A 25,642-nucleotide genomic window follows, 5' to 3' on the forward strand; every position below is an offset into this window, starting at 1 on the left:
TCGACGCGACCGCGCCACGTTCACCGAGGCGGACGAGGTCCGGCGCGCCTGCGGACCGGCGGGGGAGCCGCCCCCGGCACCCTGGCCGAATGCGGCAGTTTCAGGCGATTTGGCCCTGCCTGCCGGGGTGGGGCCCGCCGGTCGCGCACCATGAGCGGGTGGACGCCGAGAACGGAGGTCGGGCGGGATGGACCCGTGGCAGCCGATGCTGGTGCTTCTCGGCGTGGCCGGCGCCGGTCTGGCCGCCCTCTACGGGCTGCGCGGGTGGCTGGCGGCCGTGCGGTCCCCGCTCGAGACAGGTCCCTTCTCCGGCGGCCTCCGGCCGGGCGAGCACGCCGTGTCCCGATTCCATGTGCGCTGGTACCCGGTGACCATGATCTTCCTGGCCTTCGACATGGAGATGCTCTTCATGTACCCGTGGGCCAAGGTCGTCGCGGAGGTGGGCACCCCGGCGGTCGTGGAGATGTTCCTCTTCCTCGGGATCCTGTTCGCCGCGGTGGCGTACGCCTGGCGCGAGGGGGCTCTGCGGTGGACCTGAGGCGCCTTGCCCGGCGTACGGCCATGAGCCGTCCGGCCGTCCTGGCGGTCACCCTGCCCGGAGCCACGGCACTGCGGCTCGAGGTGGAGAGCGAGGTACGCCGACGGGGGTGGCCGTCGGCCGGTACTCCCGCCGCGGCGGATCTCCTGGTCGTCTGCGGCGTCCCCGGGCCGGAGGACTCACGGTGGCTGGACGGCGTCGAGCAGTCGATGCCGGAGCCTGCCGTCCGTGTCGCCGTGACGGAAAGCGGCGGGTCGGCGCACGCACTCGGCAGGGCGCGCCGGGAGCTGAGCGACAGGGTGGTGACGGGTCGCGACGACCGGGCCGTGCACACGGCTCCTCCGGGACACGGCGACGGCCACGCCCACCCGGAGCCCTCAGGACACGACACGCACGGCCCGCATGGCTCGCAGGGCACGGACGACACACACGGCACCCATGACGTGCATGGCACACACGACATGCACGGCACACACGACGCGCAGCGCCCGCACGACATGCACGCCATGGGCGAGATCGCCGGTCTGCCGATGGCCGGAAGGGCTCAGGACCGCGACGCCCTGACCCTCGATCAGCTGCACCTCCCGCTCGGACCCGCGCTGCCCGACTGGCCGGCCGGGCTGATCCTCAGGCTCACCCTGCAAGGAGACGTCGCGCAGGCCGTCGAGGTGGACCACGTACCCCTGCCGCCCGGCGGCGATCGGCTGCCCTTCTGGGACGAGCCCTGGCTGCGGGCCGCGCGGGGCGACGAGGTCACCAGGGACGCCGCGGCGCGCCGACGCTGTGCCGCACATCTCGACAGCGCGGGGCGGCTCCTTGCCGTAGCCGGCTGGGCCGATGCCGCGGCGCGATGCCGACGGCTGCGCGACGAACTGCTGTCGGGGGCGTCGCGCGAGCGCGCGGGCGGCGAGCTGGACCGGACACTCCACCGGGTCCGCCGGTCCCGCCCGCTGCGCTGGTCCCTCGCCGGACTGGGACACCTGCCCGCCGGCCGGGCGCGCGCCGCCGGAGTGAGCGGCCCGGCGCTCGCCGCGAACGGTGACGCCCACGACCGGCTGTTGAGGTGGCTGAGCGAGATCGAGGCCGCCCTCGAAGGGCTCGACGACGCACAGCCCCTGCCGCCCGACGACCGCACCGGCCCGCGCGGGCGGCTCGACGGACCACGACTGCCCTCGGCGGCGCTGCTCGACGTGCTCCCCGGGCTGCTGACCGGCTCCGAGTTCGCCTGCGCGCGGATCATCCTGGCCAGCCTGGACCCCGACCTCGACGAACTCGCGCTCGCACCGCTGACCGAGGGGGCCCATGCCTGACGCAGCGCCCCTGTGGGCGGCCGTCGCCCTACCCGCCGTACTCTCCGTCGCCGCCTTGGTCACGGCCGGATTCGACGCGGTGCTGACGGCGTCGGCCGAGCGCGGACGCGCCGGGAGCACGCGGGGGACCGCGCTGCGGGCGCTGGAGCCGTTGCGGGAAACCCTGCGCCTGCTCGTCCAGCAGCCCCGCCGTACGACGGTGTCCGACCGGTTGCTCGGCAGGCTGGGCGTGGTGCTGGTCCCGGTGGCCGCGGTGCTCGCGGGGGCGGTGCTGCCCTGGGGGTTTCGCGCGGTGAGCGATCCGTCCGTCGGCATCGTGTGGTTCAACGCGATGGAGGCGCTGGCGTGGGCGGCCGTGTGGCTGGCGGGCTGGGGGCCGAACTCGGCGCTGTCGCTGATCGGCGGGTACCGCTTCCTCGCGCAGGGGCTGGCGTACGAACTCCCCCATATGTTCGCGATCACCACGGCCGCGCTGGGAGCCGGGTCCCTGCGGGTCGGGGAGGTGGTCGCGGCGCAGGACGGCGTGTGGTTCGTGGTGTGGATGCCCGCCGCGTTCGTCGTCTATCTGCTGAGCGCGCTCGCGATGGCGTTCTGGGGGCCGTTCGCGTACCCCCTCGCGCGGGACACGGCCGGTGGCGCGGCGGCCGAACTGGCGGGCGTGGACCGGCTGGTGCTCCTCGGCGGGCGGTGGCTGCTGCTGGTGGTGACCGCCGGGTTCGGTGTGCCGTTGTTCCTGGGCGGCGGCCACGGCCCGCTGCTGCCGGGCTGGGCGTGGACGCTGCTGAAGACCGCCGCCGTTCTGGCCCTGCTGGTGGCCGGGCGGCGGGCGCTGCCGGTGGCGCGCATGGAGCGGTACATGGAGGTGGCGTGGATGGTGCTGGTGCCGCTGTCGCTGCTCCAGGCGCTCTTCGTCGCCGTGGTCGTGATCAACCGGTGAGAGCGAGGTGCCACCCGTGTCCGACGGCGTGATCTTCTGGGCGCTCGCCCTGCCGGCGGTGGCCGGCGCGGTCATGGTGTTCCGTTTCGGCTCCATGGCGCGGGCCACGTTCGCGCTGCTGACCTCGCTGCTGTGCGTGGGCGGAGAGGTGCTGCTGCTCGGACTGGACTACCTCGGTGTCGTGATCGTGCTGATGATGACGATCGAGATGGCCCTCATGGCGGTGTTCATGGTGATGTACATGATGAATCCGGCCGGGCTCATGCCGATGACCATGCTCCACAACAAGAAGGGCGCGGCCTGGATCTGCGCGGCGCTGTTCGTCCTGCTCGCCGCGGGGACCGTTCTGGCCCCCTGGCCACCGCGGCGCGGCAGACCCTCGGCCGACCCGGCCATGGACCTCGGCCTGTCGCTGATGGGTCCTCAGATGCTCACCATGATGACCCTGGGGCTCGCCCTGTTCGCCACCATCGTCGCGAGCGTCGTCCTGGCCACCCGCCGGGGCCGTTACGACCGGTTCGGCGACGACCTGAAGGCGCGGAGAGCCGACGACCCGGTCCGCGGAGGGATCGGCCGATGACCCTGGAGCTGTTCCTGCTGCTGGCCGCCGCGCTGTTCAGCGTCGGCCTGTTCGGCGCGCTCACACAGCAGTCGATCGTGATGCTGATGATGGGGCTCGAACTGATGCTGGGCGGCGTCATCGTCGGCGCGGCGGCCGTCTGGCACTACATCGCCCCGGCCGCCGCCGACGGGCAGGTGCTGGTGGTCCTGGCCGTCACGGTGATGGCGGTGGAGATGGCCCTCGGGTTCGCCGTGGTCACCGCGCTGTTCCGGGCGCGCGAGGTCGACATGACCGACATGGCGGCGGAGCTGAGGGAGTGAGCGCGCTGCTGTGGGCGCTCGTCGCGCTGCCGCTGACGGTGGGCACGCTGCTCGCGGCCGTGGGCCGCCCGGCGGACCGGTACGCGCCCGGTATCGCGGTGGGCACCGCGGTCACCGCGACGGGCCTCGCCGTCGCGGTCGCCTTCGAGCACCCCCGGGCCGAGGCACCGCTGCTGGAGGGGCTGCCCGCCGGACTGGCGGTCGACGGTCTGTCGGGCCTCATGGCCGTCACCGTCACTGCGGTGAGCTCGGCCGTCCTCCTCTTCAGCGTCGCGGACATCGCACCGGGCGAGCCGCGCGCCCGGTTCTTCGGGCTGATGCTGCTGTTCACCGGGGCGATGCTGACGACGGTGACCGCGACCACCCTGACCGTGCTGCTGATGGCGTGGGAGGTCATGGGCGCCACGTCCTGGGCGCTGATCGGCTACCGGTGGCGCGACCCCGAACGCGGCGCCGCCGCCGACACGTCCTTTCTCACCACCCGGGCCGCCGACCTCGGCCTCTACCTCGCCGCCGGAGCCGCCCTGGCCGGCGGATCCGCCGAGTCCCTCGCCCTCGACGCGCTCCCCGACCTGACCGGCGCCTGGGCGGACGTCGTCACCGCCGGGGTCATCGCGGCCGCGTTCGGCAAGTCGGCCCAGCTCCCGTTCAGCTTCTGGCTGTCCAGGGCCATGCAGGGCCCGAGCCCGGTCTCCGCCCTGCTGCACTCGGCGACCATGGTCGTGGCCGGGGCGTATCTGCTGCTGCGCCTTGAGCCGCTGCTCGCGCGGTCCGGCTGGGGCGGGCCCGTGGTGGCGTGGACGGGAGCGGTGACGGCGGTGGCGCTCGGCCTGGTCGCCGTCGCGCAGACCGACCTCAAGCAACTGCTCGCCGCGTCGACCTGCGCCCAGATCGGCTTCATGGTGCTCGCCGCCGGGGCGGGTGCGGTCACCGGCGGAACCCTTCAGCTCATCGCGCACGCCGCCGCGAAGAGTCTCGCCTTCCTCGTCGCGGGCGTCTGGCTGACGGCGCTCGGCACCAGGGCACTCCCGGCGCTGCGGGGCGCCGCCCGGCGGTACCGCACGGCCGGGATCACGTTCGGCGTCGCGGCCCTGTCCCTCGCCGGGATCCCGCCCCTGGCGCTCTGGGCGGCCAAGGACGTGCTCCTCGCCGGAGCCCTGGAGGACAGCACGGCGCTGTACGCCGTCGGGCTGGCCGCCGCGGTGATCTCCGCCGCCTACAGCGCCAAGGCCCTGTGGTTCGTCTGGCGGCCCGCTCCCGCCGCGCACGACGGTGACCGGCCTGCCGCGCACGAGGGTGACCGGCCTGTCGCGCACGAGGGTGACCGGCCGGAATCGCGCCACCGTGGCCGGCCCGCCCCGTACGACCGTGACCGGCCCGTCCCGCACGGCCGCGTCCGGCCCTCGCCGTTCACCGAGCGGCTGCCGCTGATCGCTCTCGCCGTCGCCTGCGCCGTCCTCACGGTCACGTCCTTCCCGCCGGTACGGGACGCGGTCGACCGGGTGCTCGGCGTCGGTCCGCAAGCCGCCCCGCTCCCATGGGAGTTCGTCCTCTCGGGCGCCCTCGCGGTCACCGTCTGCGCCGTGGTCTGGGTCCGCGGTCCGCGGCTCCTCGCCCTGCCCGGCCGGGCCGACGCGTGGGCTGCGCGCTGGCTGCGCCTGGAAACCGTCGCGGACCGGCTCCTGGTCCGCCCGGTGCTGCGCCTGGCCGGTCTGCTCGCCGCCCTCGACGACCGGGTCCTCGACCGCGCCGTCGAGGGCACCGCCCGCGGCTCGGTCCGGCTGGCGCGGTGGACCGACGCCCGGGTGGAGGTGCTCGTCGACGGCGCCGTGGAGGGCGTGGCGGCAGGTGCCAGGGTGCTCGGGCGCTGGGCGCGCCGGCCGCAGACCGGGCAACTGCACCAGTACCTCGCCCAGGCGGTCGCCGCCTTCACCCTGCTCGCCGTCGTCCTCGTCCTCGTGAGGTGACCGCCGTGCTCACGGCCATCGTCCTGCTGCCCACCGCCGTCGCGGCCCTCCTGCTGTGCGTGCCGCGCGGCGCGCCCGCCGCCCTGTTCCGGTGGATCTGGACGGCGACCGCCGCCGCCGACCTGATCCTGACGGTGATCGTCTGGGCGGGCTACCAGCAGGGCGGAGGGATGCAGTACGAGACCCGGGCGCGCTGGATTCCGAGCGCGGGCATCAGCTACCACGTCGGAGTCGACGGCCTGTCCCTGCCGCTGGTCGCCGTCACCTGCGTGCTGTTCCTCGCCTGCGCGCTCTACGCCTGGCGCGAGAAGCGACGGCCCAGGGAGTTCGCCGCGCTGTTCCTGTTCCTCCAGACCACCTGTCTCGGGCTGTTCGTCGCCCTCGACCTGATCCTGTTCTTCGTGTTCTTCGACCTGTCCATCGTGGCGATGTACTTCGTCATCGCCGGGTGGGGACACCGCGGCGCCGCGCGGGCCGCGCTGAAGTTCTTCCTCTACACCTTCACCGGCTCCCTCGCCCTGCTGCTCGGCTTCATCGGCCTCTACCTGGCCGCCGACCCGCACACCTTCGACATCGTCGAGCTGACGGCCGCCGACCCCCTGGCCGGGCGCGCGACGTACGGGGCCCTCGTCCTGCTGGCCGTCGCCGTCGGACTCGCGGTCAAGACACCGACGGTGCCCTTCCACACCTGGCTGCCGCCCGCCCACACCGAAGCCCCGGCCGCGGGGTCCGCGATCCTCGCCGGGGTGTTGCTGAAGATGGGCACCTACGGGTTCCTGCGCATCGCCATGCCCGTCCTGCCCGACGCCTGGCGGGAGTACGCGCTCGTCCTCGTCGTCGTCGGCGTCGTCTCCGTGCTCCACGGCGCGCTGGTCGCCCTCGCCCAGACCGACTTCAAGCGCATGATCGCGTACACCTCCGTCAACCACATGGGCTACATCGTCCTGGCGATCGGCGCGGCGGGTGCCGTCGGCACCGGGCCGGAGGAGGCCCGCCACCTCGCCGTCACCGGCTCCGTCTTCCAGATGGTCAGTCACGGGCTGCTGACCGGCGCCCTGTTCCTGCTGTCCGGCGTGCTGTACGAGCGCGGACGGACGTACCGGATGTCCGCCTACTCCGGCATCGCCGGACGGGCCCCCGTCTTCGCCGCGCTGACCGGACTGGCCGCCTTCGCCTCGCTGGGGCTGCCGGGGTTCTCCGGGTTCATCGCCGAGTTCCAGATCCTCACCGGGAGCCTGGGGCCGCGTCCGGTGGCCACGGGACTCGCCGTGCTCGGGATCCTGCTCACGGCGGGCCTGTTCCTGCGCGCCCTCCAGCAGATGCTGCTCGGGCCGCTCCGGCTGCCGCTCGCCGCGCCGGGCACCGACCGGCCGTTCCCGGACATCCGCCCGCACGAGGGCCTCGCGATCGTCCCGCTCCTGGCCCTGGGCGTCGTCCTCGGCCTCGCTCCCCGGTTCGTCCTGGACGTCGTCGAACCCGCCTCGCGCACCCTGCTGGAGCTGCTCGCGCGATGAACGAGATGACCGGGATGAACGAGAACCCCGCCGACCTCCTGCCCGAAGTCCTGCTCGCCGCCTCGGCCGTGCTCGGCCTGCTGCTCGGCGCGTGGCTGCCGCGTCACCGCCAATGGCTGACCGGGGCCCTGGCGGGCGTCGCCTGCACCGCCGGAATCGTCGCCGCCGCGACGGCCGCCGGCCCCGTCGAGACGGCCTTCGGCGAGTCCTTCGCCCTCGACACGCTCACCGCCACCGGCAGGATCGTCATCCTCGGCGCCACCCTCCTCGTCCTCGCCCTGGCCGCGCCCCGCGTACGCGCCCACCCGCGCGAGACGGAGTTCTACGTACTCCTCCAACTCGCCGTCGCCGGTGCGCTGATGATGGCCGGAGCCCAGGACCTGCTCCTCCTCGCGGCCGGCTACCTCCTGGCCAGCGTCCCCGCCTACGCGCTCACCGGGTTCCGCAAGGACGCCCCCGGAACCGAGGCGGCGCTCAAGTACTACGTCGTCGGCGCGCTGCTCGGCGTGCTGATGCTCACCGGCGTCACCGTCCTGCTCGCCGCCGGACGCACCACGGCGTACCCCTCGCTGCGCACCGCGCTCGCCGAGGCACCGGCCGCGCTGGTGGCCGCCGGTGCGATCCCCCTGCTCGCCGGTGTCCTGTTCAAGGCCGGAGCCGTGCCGGGCCACTTCTGGGTACCGGACGCCGTCCAGGGCAGCGCGGCGCCCGTCGCCGCCTTCCTCACCACCGTCCCCAAGATCGGCGCCCTCGTGGCCTTCTACCGGCTCGGCGCCGTGCCGCTCTCCGGGGCCGGTCTGCCGTGGGGCGATCTGGTGGCCGTGCTCTCGGTCGCCTCGATGACCCTGGGCAACCTGGCCGCCTTCTTCCAGCGGGACGTCAAACGCCTGCTCGCGTACTCCACGATCAGCCAGGTCGGCTATCTGCTGCTCCCCGTGGCCGTCGCCGGGCGCGCCGGGCTCGACCAGGAGGCGCTGCTGTTCTACCTGGCCGCCTACGCGCTGACCAACCTCGGGGCCTTCGCCGTCGTCTGCGCGCTTCCCGGCGCCCGGACCGTCGAGGACTACCGCGGCCTGGCCCGGACGCACCCGGCCCTGCCGGCGGCTCTCGTCGTCTGCCTGCTGGGCCTGGTGGGCACGCCCCCGACCGCCGTGTTCCTCGGCAAACTGGAGGTCTTCAGCGCGGCCTTCGACGGCGGCTACGCCTGGCTCGTGGTCGTCGCGGCCGTGAACACGGTGGCCTCCCTCTTCTACTACCTGAGGTGGATCGCGCCGGCGTTCGTGGCGCGCGCGGACGCCGGGGGCGTGGCGGGCCCGGGTGCGACGTCCCGGTCGGCCGCCGTGGTGGCGTACGGGGCGGCGGCCGGATCCGTCGTCCTCGGGCTGCTCGGCGGGGCCGTACTGGACGTGGTGGGCGGACCGCTGGCGCGCTGACGGCCACGCCTGGACACACGTGCGGGGGTGCGCGCACTGTGTCCAGGCCCTGGCCGGTCGGGCGACGCACGGGCGGTCCGGCCCCCGGGGAAACCGCGCCCCAGGGGTGCCCGCGCGCCGCCGACTCGGCAGACTGGGCCCCATGACAGCGCGATCCATGAGCAAGGGCTCCAACCTGCCGGTGGCCCCCTCCGTCGTCCGTGCCGAACTCAGCTGGTCCGAGCGCGGCGGCGGGCCGGACGTCGACGCGTCGGCCCTGCTGCTGACCGAGTCCGGACGGGTCCGTGACGACGGCGACTTCGTCTTCTACAACCAGCCCCGGCACACCTCCGGCGCCGTGACCCACACCGGCAAACGAGCCGTCGGCGGGGTCATGACCGACACCCTCGAGGTGAACCTCGGCGCGCTGGAGGGCGGCATCGCGCGCGTGATGCTGTGCGCTTCGGCCGACGGCGGCACCTTCGGCCAGGTCACCGGTCTCACCCTGAGGCTCCTGGACGCGGCGGGACAGACCGAGATCGCCCGGTTCGAGATGACGGCCGGCACGGAGACGGCGTTCATCGGCGGTGAGCTCTACCGGCGCCAGGGGAGCTGGAAGTTCCGCGCCGTCGGCCAGGGCTACGCCTCCGGACTCGCGGGCCTGGCCACCGACTTCGGGATCACCGTCGACGAGGAGCCTCCGGCCGCGGCCGCCCCGCCCCCGGCGGCCGCGGTCACCCAGCCCCCGGCAGCCGTCCAGCCGCCGCCCGCTTCGGCGGCGCCCTCGGCTCCGGCGCCCGGCCCCCGTCTGTTCAAGGGCGAGGAGCAACTCCCCGTGGACATGCGCAAACGGCTGTCCCTGCGCAAGGAACAGGTCGCGGTCAGCCTCAGGAAGCACGGCGCGACCGGCGTCACCGCACGGGTGATCCTGGTGCTGGACGCCTCCGGCTCGATGTCGTTCCTGTACTCGGGCGGCGTGGTGACGGACGTCGTGGAGCGGATGGCGGCGGTCGCGGCGCAGCTCGACGACGACGGCGAGATGCAGGCCTGGACCTTCGCCAGCAACCCGGCCCGGCTGCCGGACCTGCGGCTGGGCGAGCTCCCCGAGTGGCTGCGACTGCATGTGCGGGTGGGGGAGATCGGGCTGTTCCGGCGCGGCAAGAAGCCCAGGAGGGGCATGGAGCCGGGGCAGGTCGACATGCGGGCGGTCGGCATCCAGAACGAGGAGCAGAAGGCGATCGCCGAGGTCAGGGCGTATGTGCGGGAGAACCCGGCACCGGTCGGCACCCTCGTGCTGTTCTTCTCCGACGGCGGCGTCTACCGCGACGCGGCGATCGAGAGGGAACTGCGCGAGGCGGTCGAGGAGCCCATCTTCTGGCAGTTCGTCGGCCTCGGCCGCTCCAACTACGGCGTCCTGGAACGGTTCGACACCCTGCCCGGCCGACGCGTCGACAACGTGGGCTTCTTCGCGGTGGACGACATCAGCACCGTCCCGGACCAGGAGCTCTACGACCGGCTGCTGTCCGAGTTCCCGTCCTGGATCACCGCCGCCGGCCGGGCGGGAATCCTCTGACCCGGGTCCCCACCACGGTCCCCACCACGACCGTCCGTCCGGCCGCGGCCCCGGTGGTCCGCCGCAGTAGGCGTGGCACCACCGGGGCCGTCGTCTCATCCGGCGACGTCGAGCGCCGTGCCGTAGAGCCGGTCCACCTCCAGCCGGATGACCACCCGGCGCCCGGCGGCCAGCTCCTCCAGGAACGCGGCTTCGTCCTCGGGCCGCGCGGGCTCGGGGATCATCCCGGGCAGCTCCCGCCCGACCGCGTCCCCGGGGACCGTGGTGACGTCCGAGACCTCGGCCTCGCCCTCGGCGACGGCGAACGACCACACACCGCCGCCTGCGTCGAGTCATGAACTCGCCGCGTCGCGACAGGCCGGCTCCTCCCGACCGGGGGTGATCGCGATACCGTCGTGCCGTGCGCCCCGTCCCGGCCGGCCGGTGAAGGCGCTGGTCCTGAGAGTGCCGATGCCGTCGCCCGTCCGCGTTCCGATCGGAGAGTCGTGTCTGACGCAGAGTCTCGCGCGGAGGCCCGGATCGCGCCGGTGCGGGACGACGTACACGGACGCGTGGCGCTGGCACGGGACTTCTACACGGGTTCGTCCGGGCCGCTGCGCCGCTACGGCCACGCGGAACTGAGCTTTCTGCGCTGGTCCGCAGCGCGGGGAGTGCTCGCGCCGGAGTCCTCGGACCCTCCGGGCAGCGCGTGGTGGCGTTCCGTCAACGAGGAGCTCCTCAGGGACAAGGTGGAGGCGGGCCTGCTGTGCGCCGGCGTCAGAGGTGAGCCGCGGTCGAAAAGCGTCGAGTACTGGATGCAGTGCGTCCGCTCTCCCTCGCCCGCCTCCTGGTACCGCGCTCACAACGCCAGCATCGTGTCCGGCTACCTCCGCCACGAGGACCTGGCGGCGGCCGAGTCGCAGGTGGAGCGATTCATGATCAACGTCGCCCTGCTGCGTGTCCTGTTCACCCATGCCATGCTCGTGGAACCGCGGCTGGCACTGGGGCGGTTGGCCGGGCTCGGGCCCCGGCTGGTGGACCCGCGCTCCCGGACGGTGAAGTGGTTCCTCGACCTCGGCCGGTCGTTCCCGTCCGAGTACCCGGTGATCACGCCCACCAGGGAGACCGTCCTCGACGAACACGCCATCGCCCGGATGCTCGACTACGGGGTGATCGCCCCGCGTCTGCCGGCGCTGTACGAGTTCTCGGCCGTGGCACTCGACGAGCCACGCCTGCCGGGTCTGCTGGACGCGGGTGTGCCTGCCTACGTCTGGCAGCCGGAGGAGAGATCCCTCTGGTACGTCGGCAACACGGGCCCCCATCTGCGCGTCATCGCCCGCGCGACCGGGGAGCGTCTCCTCTGGCAGCCGTCCCCGGCGGCTCACCGGGCTCCGTGGAGGCGCAAGTGACCGGTGCCCGACGGCGTCACCGTACTCGGGTCACCGCCTCGGCACCCGCACGGAGGTCGAACGGGCAAACGTACGGTTGAAGAGGCAATCGTATGGTTGAACCGTGAAGTTCATTCCGTCCTCGGTGACTTGCCGCCCGGCTCTGAGCAGCACAAACTGGAATTGATGACGCAGAGCCACCGAGGGTTCGACTCTGCGCCGCCCCGACGAGCACGCAGCAAAGGGGCTGACCCGGTGGAGAACACACTGCACATCCTCCTCACCGAAGAGGACGCGGAAGCCGAACGCGTCGAGGAACTGACCGGCTATCTGCGCGACGAACTGCTCGATCTCGACGTGGACGACGTCACGGCGCTCCCCGGCGGGGAGGTCCCCGCCGGGGCACGGGCCGTGGACGTCACGCAGATCGGGGCCCTGCTGGTGAGCCTGGGCAGTTCGGCGACCGCCCTGAACCAGGTGATGACAGTGATCCGGTCCTGGCTCGGACGGCGCCAGGACACCCACCCGTCCCTGCGTCTCCAGATGGGCGAGGACGTCCTGGAGGTGTCCGAGGCGACCGACGATCAGGTCGCCGAGGCGTTCAGGATCTTCGTCCAGCGCCATTCCGTCGCCGGAGCCGAACCATGACGGATTCCAGACACGCGATGATCATCGCCAACGACCGGTACGCCGACCAGGGACTCAAGAAGCTGAAGGCCCCCGCGCAGGACGCCGCGGCGCTCGAGAGGGTGCTGCACGACCCGCAGATCGGCGACTTCGAGGTGGAGGTCGTGCACAACGCCTCGGCCGACCTGATGCGCAGACGCATCCAGCGCTTCTTCATCGACCGGCGCCGCGCCGACACACTCCTGCTGCACTTCTCCTGCCACGGCCTCAAGAGCGAGTCCGGCGAGCTGTACTTCGCCGCGAGCGACACCGAGCCCCCGCTGCTGGCCGCCACGGCCGTCGCCTCCCAGTTCGTCCGCAGTTGCATGTCCGGCACCAGGGCGGGCCGCACCGTCCTGTTCCTCGACTGCTGCTACGGCGGCGCCTTCTCCCGGGGGTCGGCCTCGGTGCGCGCCTCCGGGGACGTCAACGTCCTGGAGTCCTTCGCGAAGGAGGAACCGGCCAGTGGGCGGGGCTGGGCCGTCATCACCGCGTCGGACTCCATGGAGTACGCCTTCGAGGGCAGCCAGCTCGCCGAGAACTCCGCCCCGCGGCCCTCGCTGTTCACTCACGCGGTGGTCGAGGGCCTGGAGACCGGCGAGGCCGACCTGGACGCCGACGGGAACGTCTCGCTCGACGACCTGTACGAGTACGTCTACCGGCACGTACGGGAGCAGAACCCCCATCAGACGCCCAAGAAGGCGGCGGAGATGCAAGGGGAACTGGTTCTGGCCCACAGCCGCCGCGGACGTATCAAGATCGTCGCCGTTCCCTCGCCACCCTCCCTCCAGGCGGCCATGAACAGCGACGACGTCATCACACGGCAGGGTGCCGTGATGGAGCTGCGCAAACGGCTTCTGCGCCCCGAGCTGCCCAAGGCGGAAGGCGCGCGTCAGCATCTGGAGGAGGTCGCGCGCAACGACATCCAGCAGATCGCCGATCTGGCGTCCGACGCCCTGAGCGAGATCCGCCTGGCCCCCTCCCCCGACCACCTCGACTTCGGCCGCGTGCCGATCGGGTCGCCCCCTCGCAAACTGTCCGTGACGATGCAGGGCCCGCCGCTGGCCCGCCACTGCCTGGCCCAGCCCAAACAGTCCTGGCTCAGGGTCGATCCGACCCGCGACGGCCTCGAGGTCCACGTCGCCCCGACCGCCGAGGGGCCCCTGTCCGGCGAGGTGGTGCTGAAGGGCGTGGCCGACGAGTCGGTGATCCGCGTCCGGGCGGTGGTCGGCCCGTCGCCCGAGCCCGGACACCACCCGGGGCCCGGCCCCGGCCACTCGGACGACGTCACACGGGAGACGCCCAAGCCGGACAGCGAGCGGGACACGGTGGTCGTCGAGCCCTCGCGCATCCCGCGCCGGCCCGGGAAGCCGCCCCGGATCATCCCGGACGAGACACGCACGGAGCCGCCCTCCCCGTCCCGCCGCGCCGTCCTCCTGGCCGGTGCCGCGCTCGCCCTCGCGGTCACGGCGGTGGTCACGCTCGTACGGGCCGTCCAGGCAGCGGCACTGGCCGTCGCGGAGCGGAGCGACCAGGGACGCCAGGGCAACATCGAGGACAGCATCCGAGATCACGGAGCCCTCCCGCCGCTCACCGTGTGTCTGATCACCGCAGCGGTGGCGCTCGTCGTGGGCGCGGTCGCCCGGCACGATGTGGCGGCACGGCGGGAGCACTACACGGATCGGGCCGCGAGCGGCACGCACACGACGACCGCGATCACGAAGGGCCTGGCCGTTCCGGCGCTGATCCTGGCCGTCGTCATCGGCGTCACCTACCTGGTGGGCAGCGCCAGTTGGTGACGGCCGGCGCATTCCCCGGCAGTTCCCGCCGTGCCACGAGGACCGCCGGCAAGAGGCGGCGCGACCCTTCCTCGTCGTGCCACACACGGACCGTCGCGATCACCATGCGGGGGTGTACGAGTCCCGGCGCCACGGTCGGTCGACGGACCGCACGGCCGCGATGCGGTCCTTGACGGCCGCGAGAGCCTCCGCGGAGTAGTGCGTACCGGCCCCGTCCGCCCAGTTCAAAAGTTTCCTCTCGCAATTCCCCATCAGGTCAAGCGAACCCCTCACACTCGAACACGAACTCTCGTATAGTGACGCCCTGTTGAGCGATCTTGGCGCTCAATCACGCAACCTCGAAACCCTCCTGGACCTATTCGAAGCCGCTCTCGACGCGGCCACCGAGGACCCGACTGATGACCGCGTACGCCTCTTCCGGCGATCAACCGGCCGTGAAGCCACTGCTCCTCACCGCGGCGACGACCGCGGTCGTGTCGGCCGCCGCCGTCGGCTGGGCGGTCTCCGCCGTACCGCTGTCCGCGCGGGCACCCGCGGGATGGGCGGGCGGCGCGGCCGCGGTCGTGCTGTGCGTCGCCGTCACCGTCGCCGTGCACGGGCTGCGTGCCGCCCGGTCCGCCCGCACCCGGACACGGGCGCTGGAGGAGGAAGCCGCCAGGCTGGCCGGAGCGCACGCGAGCCTCACCGCCCAGTGGCAGCAGGAACGGCAGCGCGAGACACGGTCCGCCGACACCGAACGCGCCGCGCTGCTCGCCCAACTGGCCCGCGAACGGGACGAACTGACCCGGCGGACCGAGGCCGAACGGGCCGCGCTGCTCGCCGAGTCCGCCCGGGAACGGGAAGGACTGGTCCGCCGGGCAGAGGCCGAGCGCGCCCGGCTGGAGGACGAGGTGCGCAGCCTGTCCGCCGAGGTGGACCGTGCCGTGTCCGACCGTGCCGCCGCCCTCTCCGCGACCGCCAGCGCCGCCGCCCGGATGCAGGCGCTGGCCACCGGCACCCTGGCGGACCTCAGGGCGATGGAGGAACGGCACAGCGACGAGGACGTGCTCGCCGACCTGCTGCACCTCGACCACCGCACCGCCCAGGCCGGCCGTCTCGCCGACTCCGTCGCCGTGCTCACCGGTGCCCGCACCGGCCGTCGCTGGGCGCGCCCCATCGCCATGGAGTCGGTCCTGCGCGGCGCGATGGGACGGATCAGTGGCTACCAGCGCGTCCGGCTGCACGTGGTGACCGGCACGGCGGTGGTCGGCCACGCGGCGGAGGGCGTCATGCACGCCCTGGCCGAGATCCTGGACAACGCCGCCAACTTCTCGCCGCCCAGCGCCGAGGTGCACGTCTACGTCGAAGAGGTACCGGCCGGGGTCATCGTCTCCGTCGAGGACTCCGGGCTCGTCATGAGCGACATCCAGCTGCGCCGGGCGGAGCAGGCCGTCGCCGGCGACATGTCCGAGCTGGGCGGCCTCACCGGCACCCGGCTGGGGCTGGCGGTGGTCGGCCGGCTGGCCCGCAAGCACGGGCTGAAGATCTCCTTCCGTCCCTCGGCCCGCGGCGGCACCGGCGTACTCGCGCTGATCCCCCAGGACATCCTCACCCAGGCGCCCGCGGTCCGGCCCCCCGCCCCGGACGCCAAGGCGCCCGCGGCGCGGGCGGCCGTGCCCGCCGCCGGCGCCGAGGCCGCCGAGCAGCACGAGCCGGCCCGGAGCGAGACCGAGCAGGCCGTGCGCTCGCCGGGCGGCCTGCCGAAGCGCCGCCGCGGACGTACCCTCGCCGCCGCCGAACGGTCCCGCGCCGTGCCGCGGGCCGACGCGCCGCGCACCGGCGCGGCCGAGGACATCAGGACCAGGGCGACGCGCTTCGGCGAGTTCCGCCGCGCGATCCGCACGGCCGAGTCCGCCTCGGAGAGCACCGGACAGCACCTGATCCCGGGCCCGCCCGACGGCCCCGACGCAGCCACCCGTTCCCCCGCCCCCTCCCCCCGGGCGACCTCCTCCGACCCGGAAGGCGACACCACCTCATGACCGGCACCACCGTCGACGAGAAGCTCACCTGGCTGATCGAAGGGCTCCTGGAGCGCACGCCGGGCGCTCGGCACGCACTCGTGCTGTCCCGGGACGGACTGAAACTCTGCCGCACCGGCGAGCTGACGGTCGACCAGGCGGACCAGCTCGCGGCCATCGCGGCCGGCATCCAGTCCCTGTCGCACGGCGCGTCCGTCGAGTTCGGCGACGGCAGCGGTGGAGTGCGTACGTCGATGACGGAGTTCTACGGCGGCACCCTGTTCATCGTCGAGGCCGGCGACGGCGCCCACCTGGCGGTGGTGACCACCGAGGACGCCGAACCGGGCCTGGTCGGGCACAACATGAGCGAACTGGTGGAGCAGCTCGGCGAGCACCTGACCGCCCAGCCGCGCACCTCATGAGACGACCCGGCAGGGACGACGTCCCCGACCGCCTCTACACCCTGACCGGAGGCCGCAGCCGCTCCGCGCCGGACAGCCCGTTCGACCTGGTCACCCTGGTGATGGCGGAGAGCGAGCCGGCGCCCGGCATGCAGTCGGAGCACAAGGCGATCCTGCGCATGGCCGAGGCACCCACGGCCGTGGTGGAGATCGCCGCGGAACTGGGCCTGCCGGTGAGCATCACCAGGATCCTCCTGTCCGACCTCCACGACGCGGGACGCGTCAGCGCGCGTCACCCCCGTACCTCCGCCCTTCCCGACCCCGACCTCCTGGAGCAGGTGCTCGTTGGACTCCGCAGCCTCTGACACCCGCACCCCGCTGAGTGCCTCCGCCGACAACGGTCTGAAGATCGTCGTCGTCGGCGGGTTCGGCGTCGGCAAGACGACCATGGTCCGGTCCGTCAGCGAGATCCGTCCCCTCAACACCGAGGAGACGATGACGCAGGCCGGCGAGAGCGTCGACGACATCAGCGAGGTGCGCGGGAAGACGGCCACCACCGTGGCCTTCGACTTCGGGCGCATCAGCCTCGACGCCCGCAATGTGCTCTACCTGTTCGGGGCGCCGGGCCAGGAGCGCTTCTGGTTCCTGTGGGACCGGCTGTTCTCCGGCACCCTCGGCGCCGTCGTCCTGCTCGACGCCCGCCGCATCGAGGACTCCTGGTACGCCATCGACCGCCTGGAACGCCACGGCACGCCGTTCATCGTGGCCTGCAACGACTTCGGCGGCCCCCGGCACGACGTCGCGGACGTCCGTGAGGCGCTGGACCTCGACCCCCGCGTGCCGATCGTCGAGTGCGACGCCCGCCTGCGCGAGTCCGCCAAGCAGGTTCTGATCACCCTGGTCCAGCACATCCAGCAGCAGCTCGGCCACCGGGCCGAACCGATCGCCACGCCCCTCCGGGAGACCGTGTGACCTCCGACGCCGTCCCGCTCAGCGGATCCCGCTTCCAGGCCGAACCGGCCCGCCTGTACCGGGAGATACGCCGAGACCACGGCCCCGTGGCCCCCGTCCTGCTGGACGGCGGTGTCCCCGCCTGGCTGGTGGTCGGCTACCGCGAACTGCACCAGGTGACCGGCGACCCGGTGCTCTACAGCCGTGACTCCAGCCTGTGGAACCAGTGGGACAGCATCCCCGCCGACTGGCCGCTGCTGCCGATGATCGGCCGCGACCAGCCGTCGATCCTCTACACCGTGGGCGAGCGGCATCGCGAGCGCGCCGGGATGATCGGCAAGGCCCTGGCCGGCGTCGAACCCGCGCTGCTGCGCCGTCACTGCGAGCACTTCGCGGACGAGCTGATCGACGCGGTGTGCTCCACCGGCTCCGCCGACCTGGTCGGGCAGTACGCGATGCTGCTGCCGGTCCGCGTACTCGCCAGGCTGTACGGCTTCTCCGACGACCAGAGCAGCGCTCTCGTCACCGCGCTCAACGACATGATCGACGGCCGGGAGCGCGCCCTCGAAGGACAACGGCATCTGGCCACCTCCATGGCCGAACTGGTGGCGCGGCGCGCCGCGGAGCCCGCCGACGACGTGGTCTCCCGGATGCTCGCCGCACCCGGCGGCTTCACCGTGGAGGAGGTCATGCAGGACCTCATGGTCATGACGGCGGCGGGCCACCAGCCGACCGCCGACTGGATCGGCAACTCGCTGCGGCTGATGCTGACCGACGACCGGTTCGCGGCCTCCCTGTTCGGCGGGCGGCACAGCGTCGCCGAGGCCATGAACGAGGTCCTGTGGGAGGACGCCCCCACACAGAACGTCGCCGGACGCTGGACCTCGCGCGACACCCAGCTCGCCGGACGCCACATCAAGGCCGGTGACCTGCTCCTGCTCGGCCTCCAGGGCGCCAACGCCGACCCGCAGATCCGCACCGACACCTCCGAGCTGACCGGCGGCAACAGCGCCCACTTCTCCTTCGGCCACGGCGACCACCGCTGCCCCTTCCCGGCCCAGGAGATCGCCGAGGTGATCGCCCGCACCGCCATCGAGGTCGTGCTGGACCGGCTCCCCGACATCGATCTCGCCGTACCCGCCGAGTCCCTGACCCGTCGTCCCTCCCCCTGGCTGCGGGGACTGACGGAACTGCCCGTGCGGTTCACACCCACCCCTGCCCTGGGAGGCAACTGACCATGACGACCGGCACAGCGGACGTACGCATTCCCCTGGACCCCTTCGTCAGCGACCTGGACGGCGAGAGCGCCAAGCTGCGCGCGGCGGGCCCGCTGGCCGCGGTCGAGCTGCCCGGTGGCGTTCCCATGTGGGCGGTCACCCGGCACGCCGAGGCGAAGGCCCTGCTCACCGACGCCCGGCTGGTGAAGGACATCGACCGGTGGAGCGCCTGGCGGCGCGGCGAGATCCCCGCGGACTGGCCCCTGATCGGCCTGGTCAACCCGGGCCGGTCGATGCTGACCGTGGACGGCGCGGACCACCGGCGGCTGCGCACCCTGGTCGCCCAGGCCCTCACGCCCCGGCGGGTGGAGGAGATGCGCGGGCGGATCACCGACCTGACGGAGGGCCTGCTGGACGCCCTGCCGGCCGACGGCGAGGTCGTCGACCTCAAGGCCGCCTTCGCCTACCCGCTGCCCATGTACGTCGTGGCCGACCTGATGGGCATCGACGAGAGCCGGTTGCCCCGGCTGAAGGTGCTGTTCGAGAAGTTCTTCTCGACGCAGACCCCGCCGCAGGAGGTGATCGCCACCCTGACCGAGCTGGCCGGGATCATGGCCGAGACGGTCGCGGCGAAGCGGGCGGCACCGGGCGACGACCTGACCAGCGCGCTCATCCTCGCCTCGGAGGACGGCGACCGCCTCACCGACGAGGAGGTCGTCGCCACGCTCCAGCTGATGGTCGCCGCCGGGCACGAGACCACGATCTCCCTGATCGTCAACGCGATCGTCAACCTCTCCACGCATCCCGACCAGCGCGCCCTGGTGCTGTCCGGCGAGGTGCCGTGGTCGGCGGTCGTCGAGGAGACGCTGCGCTGGTCCACCCCGACCTCGCACGTCCTGATCCGGTTCGCCACCGAGGACGTGCCCGTCGGCGACAAGGTGATCCCCGCCGGGGACGCGCTGATCGTGTCGTACGGCGCGATAGGCCGCGACGAGCTGGCCCACGGCCCGACGGCCGGTGACTTCGACGTCACCCGCGAGGTCACCACCCGCCACATCTCCTTCGGGCACGGCCCGCACGTCTGCCCCGGAGCGGCGCTGTCCCGGCTGGAGGCGGCGGTGGCGCTGCCCGCGCTCTACGCCCGTTTCCCGGCGCTCGACCTCGCCGTGCCCGCGTCGGCCCTGCGCAACAAGCCCGTGGTGACCCAGAACGACCTCTTCGAGCTGCCGGTCCGCCTCACGGCCTGACCCGCGCAGCGCGTCCCGGCGGTGTGCGGCACACCGCCGGGACGCGCTGCCGTCCGGGACTCCTAGGGCCCTAGTCGAAGGGGTCGAGGGTCACGTACGCCTGCTGCGGCGATCCGTCGTGCACCAGCGACTCGTGGGCGCCCACGTCGTCGAAGGCGAAGGCGTACGCCTTGCCGTCGGCCATCTGCGCGTGGATCTTGCGTGCGTAGTGGTTGGTGACCGAGTCCTGGTAGAAGCCGGTCGACGAGGTGTCCGGCTGGTTGGGGTTGGTGAGCAGCGTGGACCGGTTGAACCCGGCGCACAGGGTGCGGGAGATGGGGCCGCGGACGAGGTCGTTGGGTGCGTCGAGCCGCTTGTAGCAGCCGAAGACACTGTCGGAGTCGGGCTTCTGGAACGAGGTGACGACAGCGCCCGAGCCGTTGGTGAAGTTCATGACGCCGCCGCTGACCCGGCCGTAGTACCTCACCGAGGGCTGGTTCGCGAACGGTGTGACCGTCAGCGTCGACGAGGTGTACCTCGTCCACACGCGGTTGATGTAGTCGTCCATCACCCCGGCCGGCAGCGCGCCGGCCTCGATGCCGTGGCCCGGGGCGAGGGCGCGCAGCACGGTGCCGTCGGAGCGTGTCTGGATCAGCCCGCCCCAGCCGCCGGGCTGGCCGCGCAGGGAGTCGTAGAAGCCCCGGTAGCCGCCCGGCTTGAGGCGGCCCGTGTTCACGACGCTGCCGTTCGGCCGCTTGACGCCGACGGAGTAGGGGGCGGAGAACATGTCGACCTGGGTGCTGTTGAGCCAGATCCCGGAGTCGTTGAGCGTGTACTCGGACCAGTTGAACAGGATGTTCCTGTTGGGGTCGCTCGGATTCTGGACGGCGGGCTGGACGAGTCCGCCGGTGGCGAGCCTGAAGACCAGCTTCTGTCCGTAGCTGAAGTAGAGGCGGCCGGAGAACTTGGGCAGCCGGATCGTCAGGCTCTGTCCGCGGGCCGGCCCCGCGATGGAGGCGTCGGGCGCGGGGACCGGCACGGGCTGCCCCGCCGGCCAGGGGTGGAACGTGCCACCGGCGTCGGCCCAGCCCTGACGGCCCGTCGCCAGTTCGGTGCCGAGGTTGTAGATGTAGAGCTGCTCGCCACGGCCGGAGTTGTTCGTGAACGTGAGCGGAATCGTGGCCGGTACGGCCTCCTCCGCGGCGGTCGAGGGAGTGACGCCGACGGTCGTGCCGATGGCCGAGGCGATCGCCAGGAGGGCGAACAGCCTGGTGTTGAGACGTCGTGGGGAACGCATGGGAGCTCCTCCGGGGTGGGGGATCCGTGAGGAATCGAGGTGGGGGGAGTTGCCTCTGAGCTTCTGAGAGCGCTCTCAGGATGAGGATGTTGGCGTGATCGTGTCAATGGGTGTGCAGGGCCCGCGTCAGTGGGTTTGCAGGACCGGCGCCAATGGGTGTGCGGGGCCGGACGGGTTCTCAGCTGCCCACGTGGTGGTGGGCCGCCCAGGCCGCCGGGTCGTCGGAGTAGTTGACGCGGTTCAGTCGCACCGCGCGGGCCAGGGCGACGGCCGGTTCGTCGGGGACGTCGTCCAGGGCGTCGTAGAACTCGCGTGCCGTCGTCTCGGCGACCGCGTCCGGAGTCCGCCACAGGGTGCCGATCACCCCGGAGAACCCGACGAGCAGGAACGCGGAGGTCAGATGGATCGCCTCATCGGCGAGGTCCCGGGGCGTGTACGTCGTCTCGCACGCCGAGAGGTACGCGAGACGCCCCCAGCCGCCCCGGCGCGCGGCGATCTCCGCGAACGTCAGGTCGAGGTCCGGCAGCAGGAACCTGCTGGCGCCCGGGTCGCGCTGGTCCGCCACCGCGTGCAGCGCCAGATGCAGATACGTGCACGTGACCAACGCGTCGATCAGGACGGCGCGTTCACACTCGGCGAGGTCCAGCGGTTCGACACCCAGCCGGTCCGCGGCGGCCCGGGCCTCGCGGAGCGCGGCGGGCAGCTCCGCGAGGCCGGGCCGCCGCACGTCGGCGTGCACCACGGCGGCCACCGCGTGCTCCGGCGCCGCGCCACGGGCCCGCGCGTGGTGCAACGCGGTGACCGTCGGCGTGTACGAGGAAACGGTCCGGTCCACCAGCGACTCCGGGAGCCCCGGAGTGCCGTCCGCCACGGCGTCCGGGGACGGCGTGCGGTCGGCGGGCGGCTTCGCGGCCGTGCCGTCGGGCGGTGACTGCGAGGCGTCCGGGGCCGCCGTCGCGGCGTGCAGCGGCAGCCGGCACAGCGCCTGGGTCGGCACCCACCAGACCCGGGTGTCGGGATGGGGCAGCCGCAGTTCGGCGAGGACCGGGGCGGCCACCTCCCGCCACAGGAGGTCGAGCGTCGCCACGACCCGCTCGTTGGCCGCGTCGACGTCCTCCTGGGCGGCCCGGGTGTCGAGCGCGGTGACCACGTCCGTGTGGAACAGGTCCGCCGCGCGCTCCAGTTCGTCGGCGTCGAGGTCGTCCAGCGGCACGTGCCGCAGTCCCTCGGCGGTGAGCAGCAGCGCGTCGCAGCGGTACTCACTGACGTTGACCACGACGACCGGACCGTGCTCGGCCTCGGCGAGCAGCGAGGCCACCGAGGGCGGCCGCTGGAACCCCTCCTGGCCGGGCAGAGCCCTGATCCGGCGTACGACCAGCTCGAGTTCGGCCTCCAGGTCCCGGCGGCGTTCCCGCTCCCGGCCGGTGGTTCCCGCCGCGGGCGGCCGGTCCGGCAGGGGCAGCGGGGGGTGGTCCAGCCGGTCGAGCGCGTCGCGCAGCTCCTCGAACCGCCGGGCGAGAGTGTCATCGGCGTCGTGGAGTTCCGCGAGGTCGGCACGGATGCCCGAGAGGCGGCCGAGGAGCACTCCGCGGCCGAGTTCCAGCAGGCTGAGCGCACGCTCGGGATCGCCGCAGGCCAGACACATCGCGGCGGCGTCGCTCGCCAGCCCCGCGGCCTCGGCGAGCCGTCGCTGGGCGTCGGGCCGCTCCAGCCGTCGGGGCGTGGCGTCCGGCAGCAGCTCCACGCCGAGGGCGAACGCCTCCGCGGCGGCTCGCGCGTCGCCCCTGCGCGCCGCGAGCCTGCCCCAGCCGCGGGCCGCGTTCAGCCGGATGCCGGCCGGGCCGGTCCCGGTCAGCGCGGCGGCCCGCAGAGCGTCGTGCGCCTCCGCGAGGTCGGCGGATTCCTGGGCGTCGCGCTCTTCTGCGGGCTCGCCGGGCGCCTTCGTGACGCCTTCGTCCGCCGGGTCGGCGGGTCTCTGCGGGGCGGGTTCCGCTGCGGGGTGGGCGGGTCTTTGCGGGGCGGGTTCCGCTGCCGGGTCGGTGGGTCTCTCGAGGCCGTGTGTGGCCGCTCGGTCGCCGGCCCCGCCGTCGGCCTCGTGCCGCAGGTTCAGTACGTAGGCGAGGTTGGCCAGCGAGCGGGCCAGGTCGGGGTCGTCCGGTGAGGTGTCGGCGACCACGCGGCGGGCCAGCAGCACAGCCTCGTCGAGGTCTCCTTCGCCGGACCGGGCGGCCAGGGCGAGCAGCAGACTGCCCCGGACCGCGGTGGCCCGCCAGCCGTCGTCGAGTGCCGTCAGGGCGGCGCGCGCCGTGTCCACCGCCTCCGTGGCGGCGGCCGTGCGGTGCGTCGACGTGTCCCTCGGGGATACGTCTCTCAGCGACGCGTCCCTCAGCGAGGTGGCCAGATTGGCGAGCAGGAGCGGCAGATACGGATCGGCGGGCGCGGTGCTCGCCACGGCCGTGCGCAGGCTGACGAGGGCCCGCTCCAGCGCGTCCGGGTCACCGGTAACGCCGTGGTGCGCGTGCAGCGCCAGGCCATGGGCGCCCGCGAGCGTCGCGAGCCGCCGGGGCGCCGGCCCGGCCGCCATCGCCTGCTCCAGAAGCGCGAGGGCCTCCGACAGGTCGCCGCGGACGCCCAGCACCTCGTGGCGTTCGGTGAGGGCGGTGGCCAGATTGCCGAGCAGGCCGGCACGGTCGGGGTGGTCCCGCGGGACCAGGCGCAGGGCCTCGCGCTGGAGGTCGATGTCCTCGTCCAGGTCGGCGAGGTCACCGTCGCGGGTGTAGCGCTGGTACAGCTCCCCGCCCAGGTTGCTCAGCCGCAGCACCCGCTGGTGGGCGGGACCGCCGCCGCGTACGGCGGCCCGGCCGGCGGCGATCGCCTCGTCCAGTTCGTCCGCGGCGCCGTGCAGCCGGGTCCGGGCGGCCAGGGCGGAGCCCAGGTTGGTGAAGTGCATCCCGGCGTCGGGGTGGTCGTCGCCCAGCAGGGCAAGGGCATCGGTGTACCGGCCGATCGCGGCGTCCAGGTCCGTCGGCGAGCCGGTCTCCTCGTGCCGCAGGCGCAGCAGGACCCCGAGGTTGCCGATGCGTCCGGCCCGGTCGCCGGGCGGGCCGGTCTCCATGGAGGCCGCCGCCTCGCCGTACGCGATCGCCTCGGCCAGCAGCTCCGGGTCCTCGCCGAGCAGGTAGCGGCAGCGCAGGACGTCGGAGAGGGTGTCGAGCGCGACGGCGCGCCGCTGGTCGTCGCCCCCGGCCAGGACCAGCGCGGTCCGCGCCGACCCCTCGGCCTCCTCCGCCGCGCCGCCGTCCGCGTGCTGCTCCGCCCAGGCGCACAGCACCGCGGCGGTGATCTGCCAGACGTCGGAGCGCGGGTCGCCCGAGGCGGGGGCGGATCGGGGTTCGGCCGTTCGGGTCGCCATGTCGTCGGTGTGGCTGCCGGGTGTGGCGGAGTGGCCCTGTGTCGCGTGGGTGCGGATCGCCGTGCCGTCGGCGTCGGATCCGCGCGCGGCGGAGTCGCCCCGCGTTCCGACGGCGGTGACACCGTCCCCGCCCGCCGACTCCGGATACGGCGTCGCGGCTTCGGCGGCCGTGGCCGCGCGGACGACGGCGACCGCCTCGGCGAGCGCCCCCGGGTCTCCGGCGTAGTGGCACTCGGTCAGGGCGCCCGCCAGCAGACAGGCCCGCTTGGAGCCCTCCTCGTCGCCCTCGGCCGTCCGCGCCAGCGCCTCGCGGGCCGCGGTGGCGGCCTCGCGCGCCAGGCCCGGATCGCCGGTGTCGCCGAAGCGGTAGCGCAGCACCTGGGCGAGTTCGGCGTACTCGTCGGCCGCGTCCAGCCCGTGCTCCTCGCACCGCGCCACCGCGTCGCGTGCCGCGGCCTCGGCCCGGGCGAGCGTCCCGGCCTCGCCGTCGTGCTCGTACAGCAGCCGGTGGGCCTGGGCCAGCTGCAGCGGTGAACCGCCGCCCGCGGCGAGCGACTTCTCGACCGACGTGACGGTCTCCTCGAGGAGGGCGGGATCGTCGAGGCCGGATCCGGCGCGCAGCAGCAGTCCGGCCACCGAGGTCAGGACCATCATCAGGGTCAGCGGGTCGTCCGGGGCGCGCTCCGCCGCGAGGCGCGCCGTGGCGACGGCTTCCCGCAGACGGTCGGTATCGCCTGTCATCCCGTACAACGTTTCCTGCGCGTCGGCGAGTCGGGCGAGGATCACCGCCTCGTCCGGTCCGGGCTCGTCCGGTCCCGCCGCTCGCGTCCGCCGCTCGTTCGTCGCCGCCTCGTGGCGTGACCTTCCGTGGCGTGTCCCCTCGTGGGGCGCCGTCCCGTCCCCTCCCACCTCGGCCAGGGCCCGCCGCAGCGCCTCCACGGCCCGTTCCGCCGCTGCCGGGCCTCCGCCGCGTCGGGCCGACTCGGTGTGCAGCGCGGCGATCCCCTCCAGCAGTGCCACCCGGTGCTCCCGTCCGGCGGACCCGAGGGCGGTTTCGAGGAGGTCGACGGCCCGGTCCGTGCGGCGCGGGAAGCGGCCGTCGACGGTGGCCCGGTGAGCGCGCCACAACGCCAGCGCGAGACGCGGTCGACTGGCAAGGGACAGTTTCACAGGGGT

At 73.4% G+C, this 25,642-nt stretch carries 21 protein-coding genes and 1 pseudogene; 18 read left to right on the top strand and 4 right to left on the bottom strand.

The window, feature by feature from the left end; translation table 11 throughout:
- Nucleotides 1–187: 187 nt before the first annotated feature.
- The 9 genes from ACFYR0_RS29780 to ACFYR0_RS29820 all read left to right on the top strand — a co-directional run bounded on the left by ACFYR0_RS29780 (nt 188) and on the right by ACFYR0_RS29820 (nt 10,133).
- Nucleotides 188–538 (top strand): NADH-quinone oxidoreductase subunit A, encoded by a 351-nt coding sequence (locus tag ACFYR0_RS29780; protein ID WP_389334783.1) that lies wholly within the window; start codon nt 188–190, stop codon nt 536–538.
- Between the two features lie 23 nt (nt 539–561).
- The gene (locus ACFYR0_RS29785; protein ID WP_389334786.1) at nt 562–1,848 is read left to right on the top strand and encodes a hypothetical protein; all 1,287 of its coding nucleotides are present in this window, start codon (nt 562–564) and stop codon (nt 1,846–1,848) included.
- A complete protein-coding gene (locus tag ACFYR0_RS29790; RefSeq protein WP_389334789.1) occupies nt 1,841–2,785 on the top strand; it encodes an NADH-quinone oxidoreductase subunit H in 945 nt (314 codons plus the stop codon). Before ACFYR0_RS29785 ends, ACFYR0_RS29790 begins: the two co-directional genes overlap by 8 nt.
- 73 nt (nt 2,786–2,858) lie before the next feature.
- Nucleotides 2,859–3,365, top strand: a complete 507-nt coding sequence (locus ACFYR0_RS29795) for an NADH-quinone oxidoreductase subunit J (protein ID WP_389335043.1) — start codon at nt 2,859–2,861, stop codon at nt 3,363–3,365.
- Nucleotides 3,362–3,667 (top strand): NADH-quinone oxidoreductase subunit NuoK, encoded by a 306-nt coding sequence (gene nuoK, locus ACFYR0_RS29800; RefSeq protein WP_389334792.1) that lies wholly within the window; start codon nt 3,362–3,364, stop codon nt 3,665–3,667. The genes ACFYR0_RS29795 and nuoK overlap by 4 nt, the downstream gene beginning before the upstream one ends.
- The gene (locus tag ACFYR0_RS29805; RefSeq protein WP_389334795.1) at nt 3,664–5,634 is read left to right on the top strand and encodes an NADH-quinone oxidoreductase subunit L; all 1,971 of its coding nucleotides are present in this window, start codon (nt 3,664–3,666) and stop codon (nt 5,632–5,634) included. Before nuoK ends, ACFYR0_RS29805 begins: the two co-directional genes overlap by 4 nt.
- A 5-nt stretch (nt 5,635–5,639) precedes the next feature.
- Nucleotides 5,640–7,148, top strand: a complete 1,509-nt coding sequence (locus ACFYR0_RS29810) for a NuoM family protein (RefSeq protein ID WP_389334798.1) — start codon at nt 5,640–5,642, stop codon at nt 7,146–7,148.
- Between the two features lie 5 nt (nt 7,149–7,153).
- On the top strand, nt 7,154–8,581 hold the full coding sequence (locus tag ACFYR0_RS29815; protein ID WP_389335046.1) for an NADH-quinone oxidoreductase subunit N: 1,428 nt from the start codon (nt 7,154–7,156) through the stop codon (nt 8,579–8,581).
- A 142-nt stretch (nt 8,582–8,723) separates the two neighbouring features.
- Nucleotides 8,724–10,133, top strand: coding sequence for a VWA domain-containing protein (locus tag ACFYR0_RS29820; protein ID WP_389334801.1), 1,410 nt, complete (start codon nt 8,724–8,726; stop codon nt 10,131–10,133).
- 95 nt (nt 10,134–10,228) lie between these two features.
- Here the strand turns inward: ACFYR0_RS29820 and ACFYR0_RS29825 are convergent.
- A pseudogene (locus ACFYR0_RS29825) lies at nt 10,229–10,456 on the bottom strand (PPOX class F420-dependent oxidoreductase); the annotation flags it as partial.
- Between the two features lie 162 nt (nt 10,457–10,618).
- Here ACFYR0_RS29825 and ACFYR0_RS29830 point away from each other — a divergent pair.
- The 3 genes from ACFYR0_RS29830 to ACFYR0_RS29840 all read left to right on the top strand — a co-directional run bounded on the left by ACFYR0_RS29830 (nt 10,619) and on the right by ACFYR0_RS29840 (nt 13,965).
- Entirely contained in the window at nt 10,619–11,521 is a 903-nt protein-coding gene (locus tag ACFYR0_RS29830; protein WP_389334804.1) for a hypothetical protein, read from the top strand.
- A 234-nt stretch (nt 11,522–11,755) separates the two neighbouring features.
- A complete protein-coding gene (locus ACFYR0_RS29835) occupies nt 11,756–12,148 on the top strand; it encodes a hypothetical protein (protein ID WP_386382489.1) in 393 nt (130 codons plus the stop codon).
- Nucleotides 12,145–13,965, top strand: coding sequence for a caspase domain-containing protein (locus ACFYR0_RS29840; protein ID WP_389334807.1), 1,821 nt, complete (start codon nt 12,145–12,147; stop codon nt 13,963–13,965). The genes ACFYR0_RS29835 and ACFYR0_RS29840 overlap by 4 nt, the downstream gene beginning before the upstream one ends.
- A gap of 99 nt (nt 13,966–14,064) precedes the next feature.
- Here ACFYR0_RS29840 and ACFYR0_RS29845 read toward each other — a convergent pair whose 3' ends face one another.
- Nucleotides 14,065–14,193 (bottom strand): hypothetical protein, encoded by a 129-nt coding sequence (locus ACFYR0_RS29845; RefSeq protein WP_389334810.1) that lies wholly within the window; start codon nt 14,191–14,193, stop codon nt 14,065–14,067.
- A gap of 206 nt (nt 14,194–14,399) precedes the next feature.
- On the opposite strand from ACFYR0_RS29845, the gene ACFYR0_RS29850 reads away from it, so the two are divergent.
- From ACFYR0_RS29850 to ACFYR0_RS29875, 6 genes are read left to right on the top strand one after another with little or no spacing between them, the layout of a single operon-like run.
- Nucleotides 14,400–15,983 carry a sensor histidine kinase gene (locus tag ACFYR0_RS29850; protein WP_389334813.1) on the top strand — a complete coding sequence of 528 codons (1,584 nt, stop codon included), beginning with the start codon at nt 14,400–14,402 and terminating at the stop codon, nt 15,981–15,983.
- A complete protein-coding gene (locus ACFYR0_RS29855; RefSeq protein ID WP_389334816.1) occupies nt 15,980–16,384 on the top strand; it encodes a roadblock/LC7 domain-containing protein in 405 nt (134 codons plus the stop codon). The genes ACFYR0_RS29850 and ACFYR0_RS29855 overlap by 4 nt, the downstream gene beginning before the upstream one ends.
- Complete coding sequence (locus ACFYR0_RS29860; protein WP_389334819.1) at nt 16,381–16,728, top strand: DUF742 domain-containing protein; 348 nt, start codon at nt 16,381–16,383, stop codon at nt 16,726–16,728. Before ACFYR0_RS29855 ends, ACFYR0_RS29860 begins: the two co-directional genes overlap by 4 nt.
- On the top strand, nt 16,709–17,335 hold the full coding sequence (locus ACFYR0_RS29865) for an ATP/GTP-binding protein (RefSeq protein WP_389334822.1): 627 nt from the start codon (nt 16,709–16,711) through the stop codon (nt 17,333–17,335). The genes ACFYR0_RS29860 and ACFYR0_RS29865 overlap by 20 nt, the downstream gene beginning before the upstream one ends.
- The gene (locus tag ACFYR0_RS29870; RefSeq protein ID WP_389334825.1) at nt 17,332–18,549 is read left to right on the top strand and encodes a cytochrome P450; all 1,218 of its coding nucleotides are present in this window, start codon (nt 17,332–17,334) and stop codon (nt 18,547–18,549) included. The genes ACFYR0_RS29865 and ACFYR0_RS29870 overlap by 4 nt, the downstream gene beginning before the upstream one ends.
- Nucleotides 18,550–18,551: 2 nt before the next feature.
- Nucleotides 18,552–19,778, top strand: a complete 1,227-nt coding sequence (locus ACFYR0_RS29875; RefSeq protein WP_389334828.1) for a cytochrome P450 — start codon at nt 18,552–18,554, stop codon at nt 19,776–19,778.
- Nucleotides 19,779–19,848: 70 nt separating this feature from the next.
- Here the strand turns inward: ACFYR0_RS29875 and ACFYR0_RS29880 are convergent, their stop codons facing one another.
- Entirely contained in the window at nt 19,849–21,054 is a 1,206-nt protein-coding gene (locus ACFYR0_RS29880; protein WP_389334831.1) for a glycoside hydrolase family 64 protein, read from the bottom strand.
- A gap of 178 nt (nt 21,055–21,232) precedes the next feature.
- Entirely contained in the window at nt 21,233–25,636 is a 4,404-nt protein-coding gene (locus ACFYR0_RS29885; protein ID WP_389334834.1) for a CHAT domain-containing protein, read from the bottom strand.
- Nucleotides 25,637–25,642 lie beyond the last annotated feature (6 nt).

The sequence above is a fragment of the Streptomyces sp. NPDC005017 genome (assembly GCF_042873115.1).
Taxonomy (GTDB): domain Bacteria; phylum Actinomycetota; class Actinomycetes; order Streptomycetales; family Streptomycetaceae; genus Streptomyces.

Coding starts and splice junctions, on each gene's coding strand:
- ACFYR0_RS29875 (WP_389334828.1), top strand. CDS start 18,552: ATGACGACCGGCACAGCGGACGTACGCATTCCCCTGGACCCCTTCGTC.
- ACFYR0_RS29840 (WP_389334807.1), top strand. CDS start 12,145: ATGACGGATTCCAGACACGCGATGATCATCGCCAACGACCGGTACGCC.
- ACFYR0_RS29780 (WP_389334783.1), top strand. CDS start 188: ATGGACCCGTGGCAGCCGATGCTGGTGCTTCTCGGCGTGGCCGGCGCC.
- ACFYR0_RS29880 (WP_389334831.1), bottom strand. CDS start 21,054: ATGCGTTCCCCACGACGTCTCAACACCAGGCTGTTCGCCCTCCTGGCG.
- ACFYR0_RS29855 (WP_389334816.1), top strand. CDS start 15,980: ATGACCGGCACCACCGTCGACGAGAAGCTCACCTGGCTGATCGAAGGG.
- ACFYR0_RS29795 (WP_389335043.1), top strand. CDS start 2,859: ATGGTGTTCCGTTTCGGCTCCATGGCGCGGGCCACGTTCGCGCTGCTG.
- nuoK (WP_389334792.1), top strand. CDS start 3,362: ATGACCCTGGAGCTGTTCCTGCTGCTGGCCGCCGCGCTGTTCAGCGTC.
- ACFYR0_RS29820 (WP_389334801.1), top strand. CDS start 8,724: ATGACAGCGCGATCCATGAGCAAGGGCTCCAACCTGCCGGTGGCCCCC.
- ACFYR0_RS29815 (WP_389335046.1), top strand. CDS start 7,154: ATGACCGGGATGAACGAGAACCCCGCCGACCTCCTGCCCGAAGTCCTG.
- ACFYR0_RS29860 (WP_389334819.1), top strand. CDS start 16,381: ATGAGACGACCCGGCAGGGACGACGTCCCCGACCGCCTCTACACCCTG.
- ACFYR0_RS29785 (WP_389334786.1), top strand. CDS start 562: ATGAGCCGTCCGGCCGTCCTGGCGGTCACCCTGCCCGGAGCCACGGCA.
- ACFYR0_RS29790 (WP_389334789.1), top strand. CDS start 1,841: ATGCCTGACGCAGCGCCCCTGTGGGCGGCCGTCGCCCTACCCGCCGTA.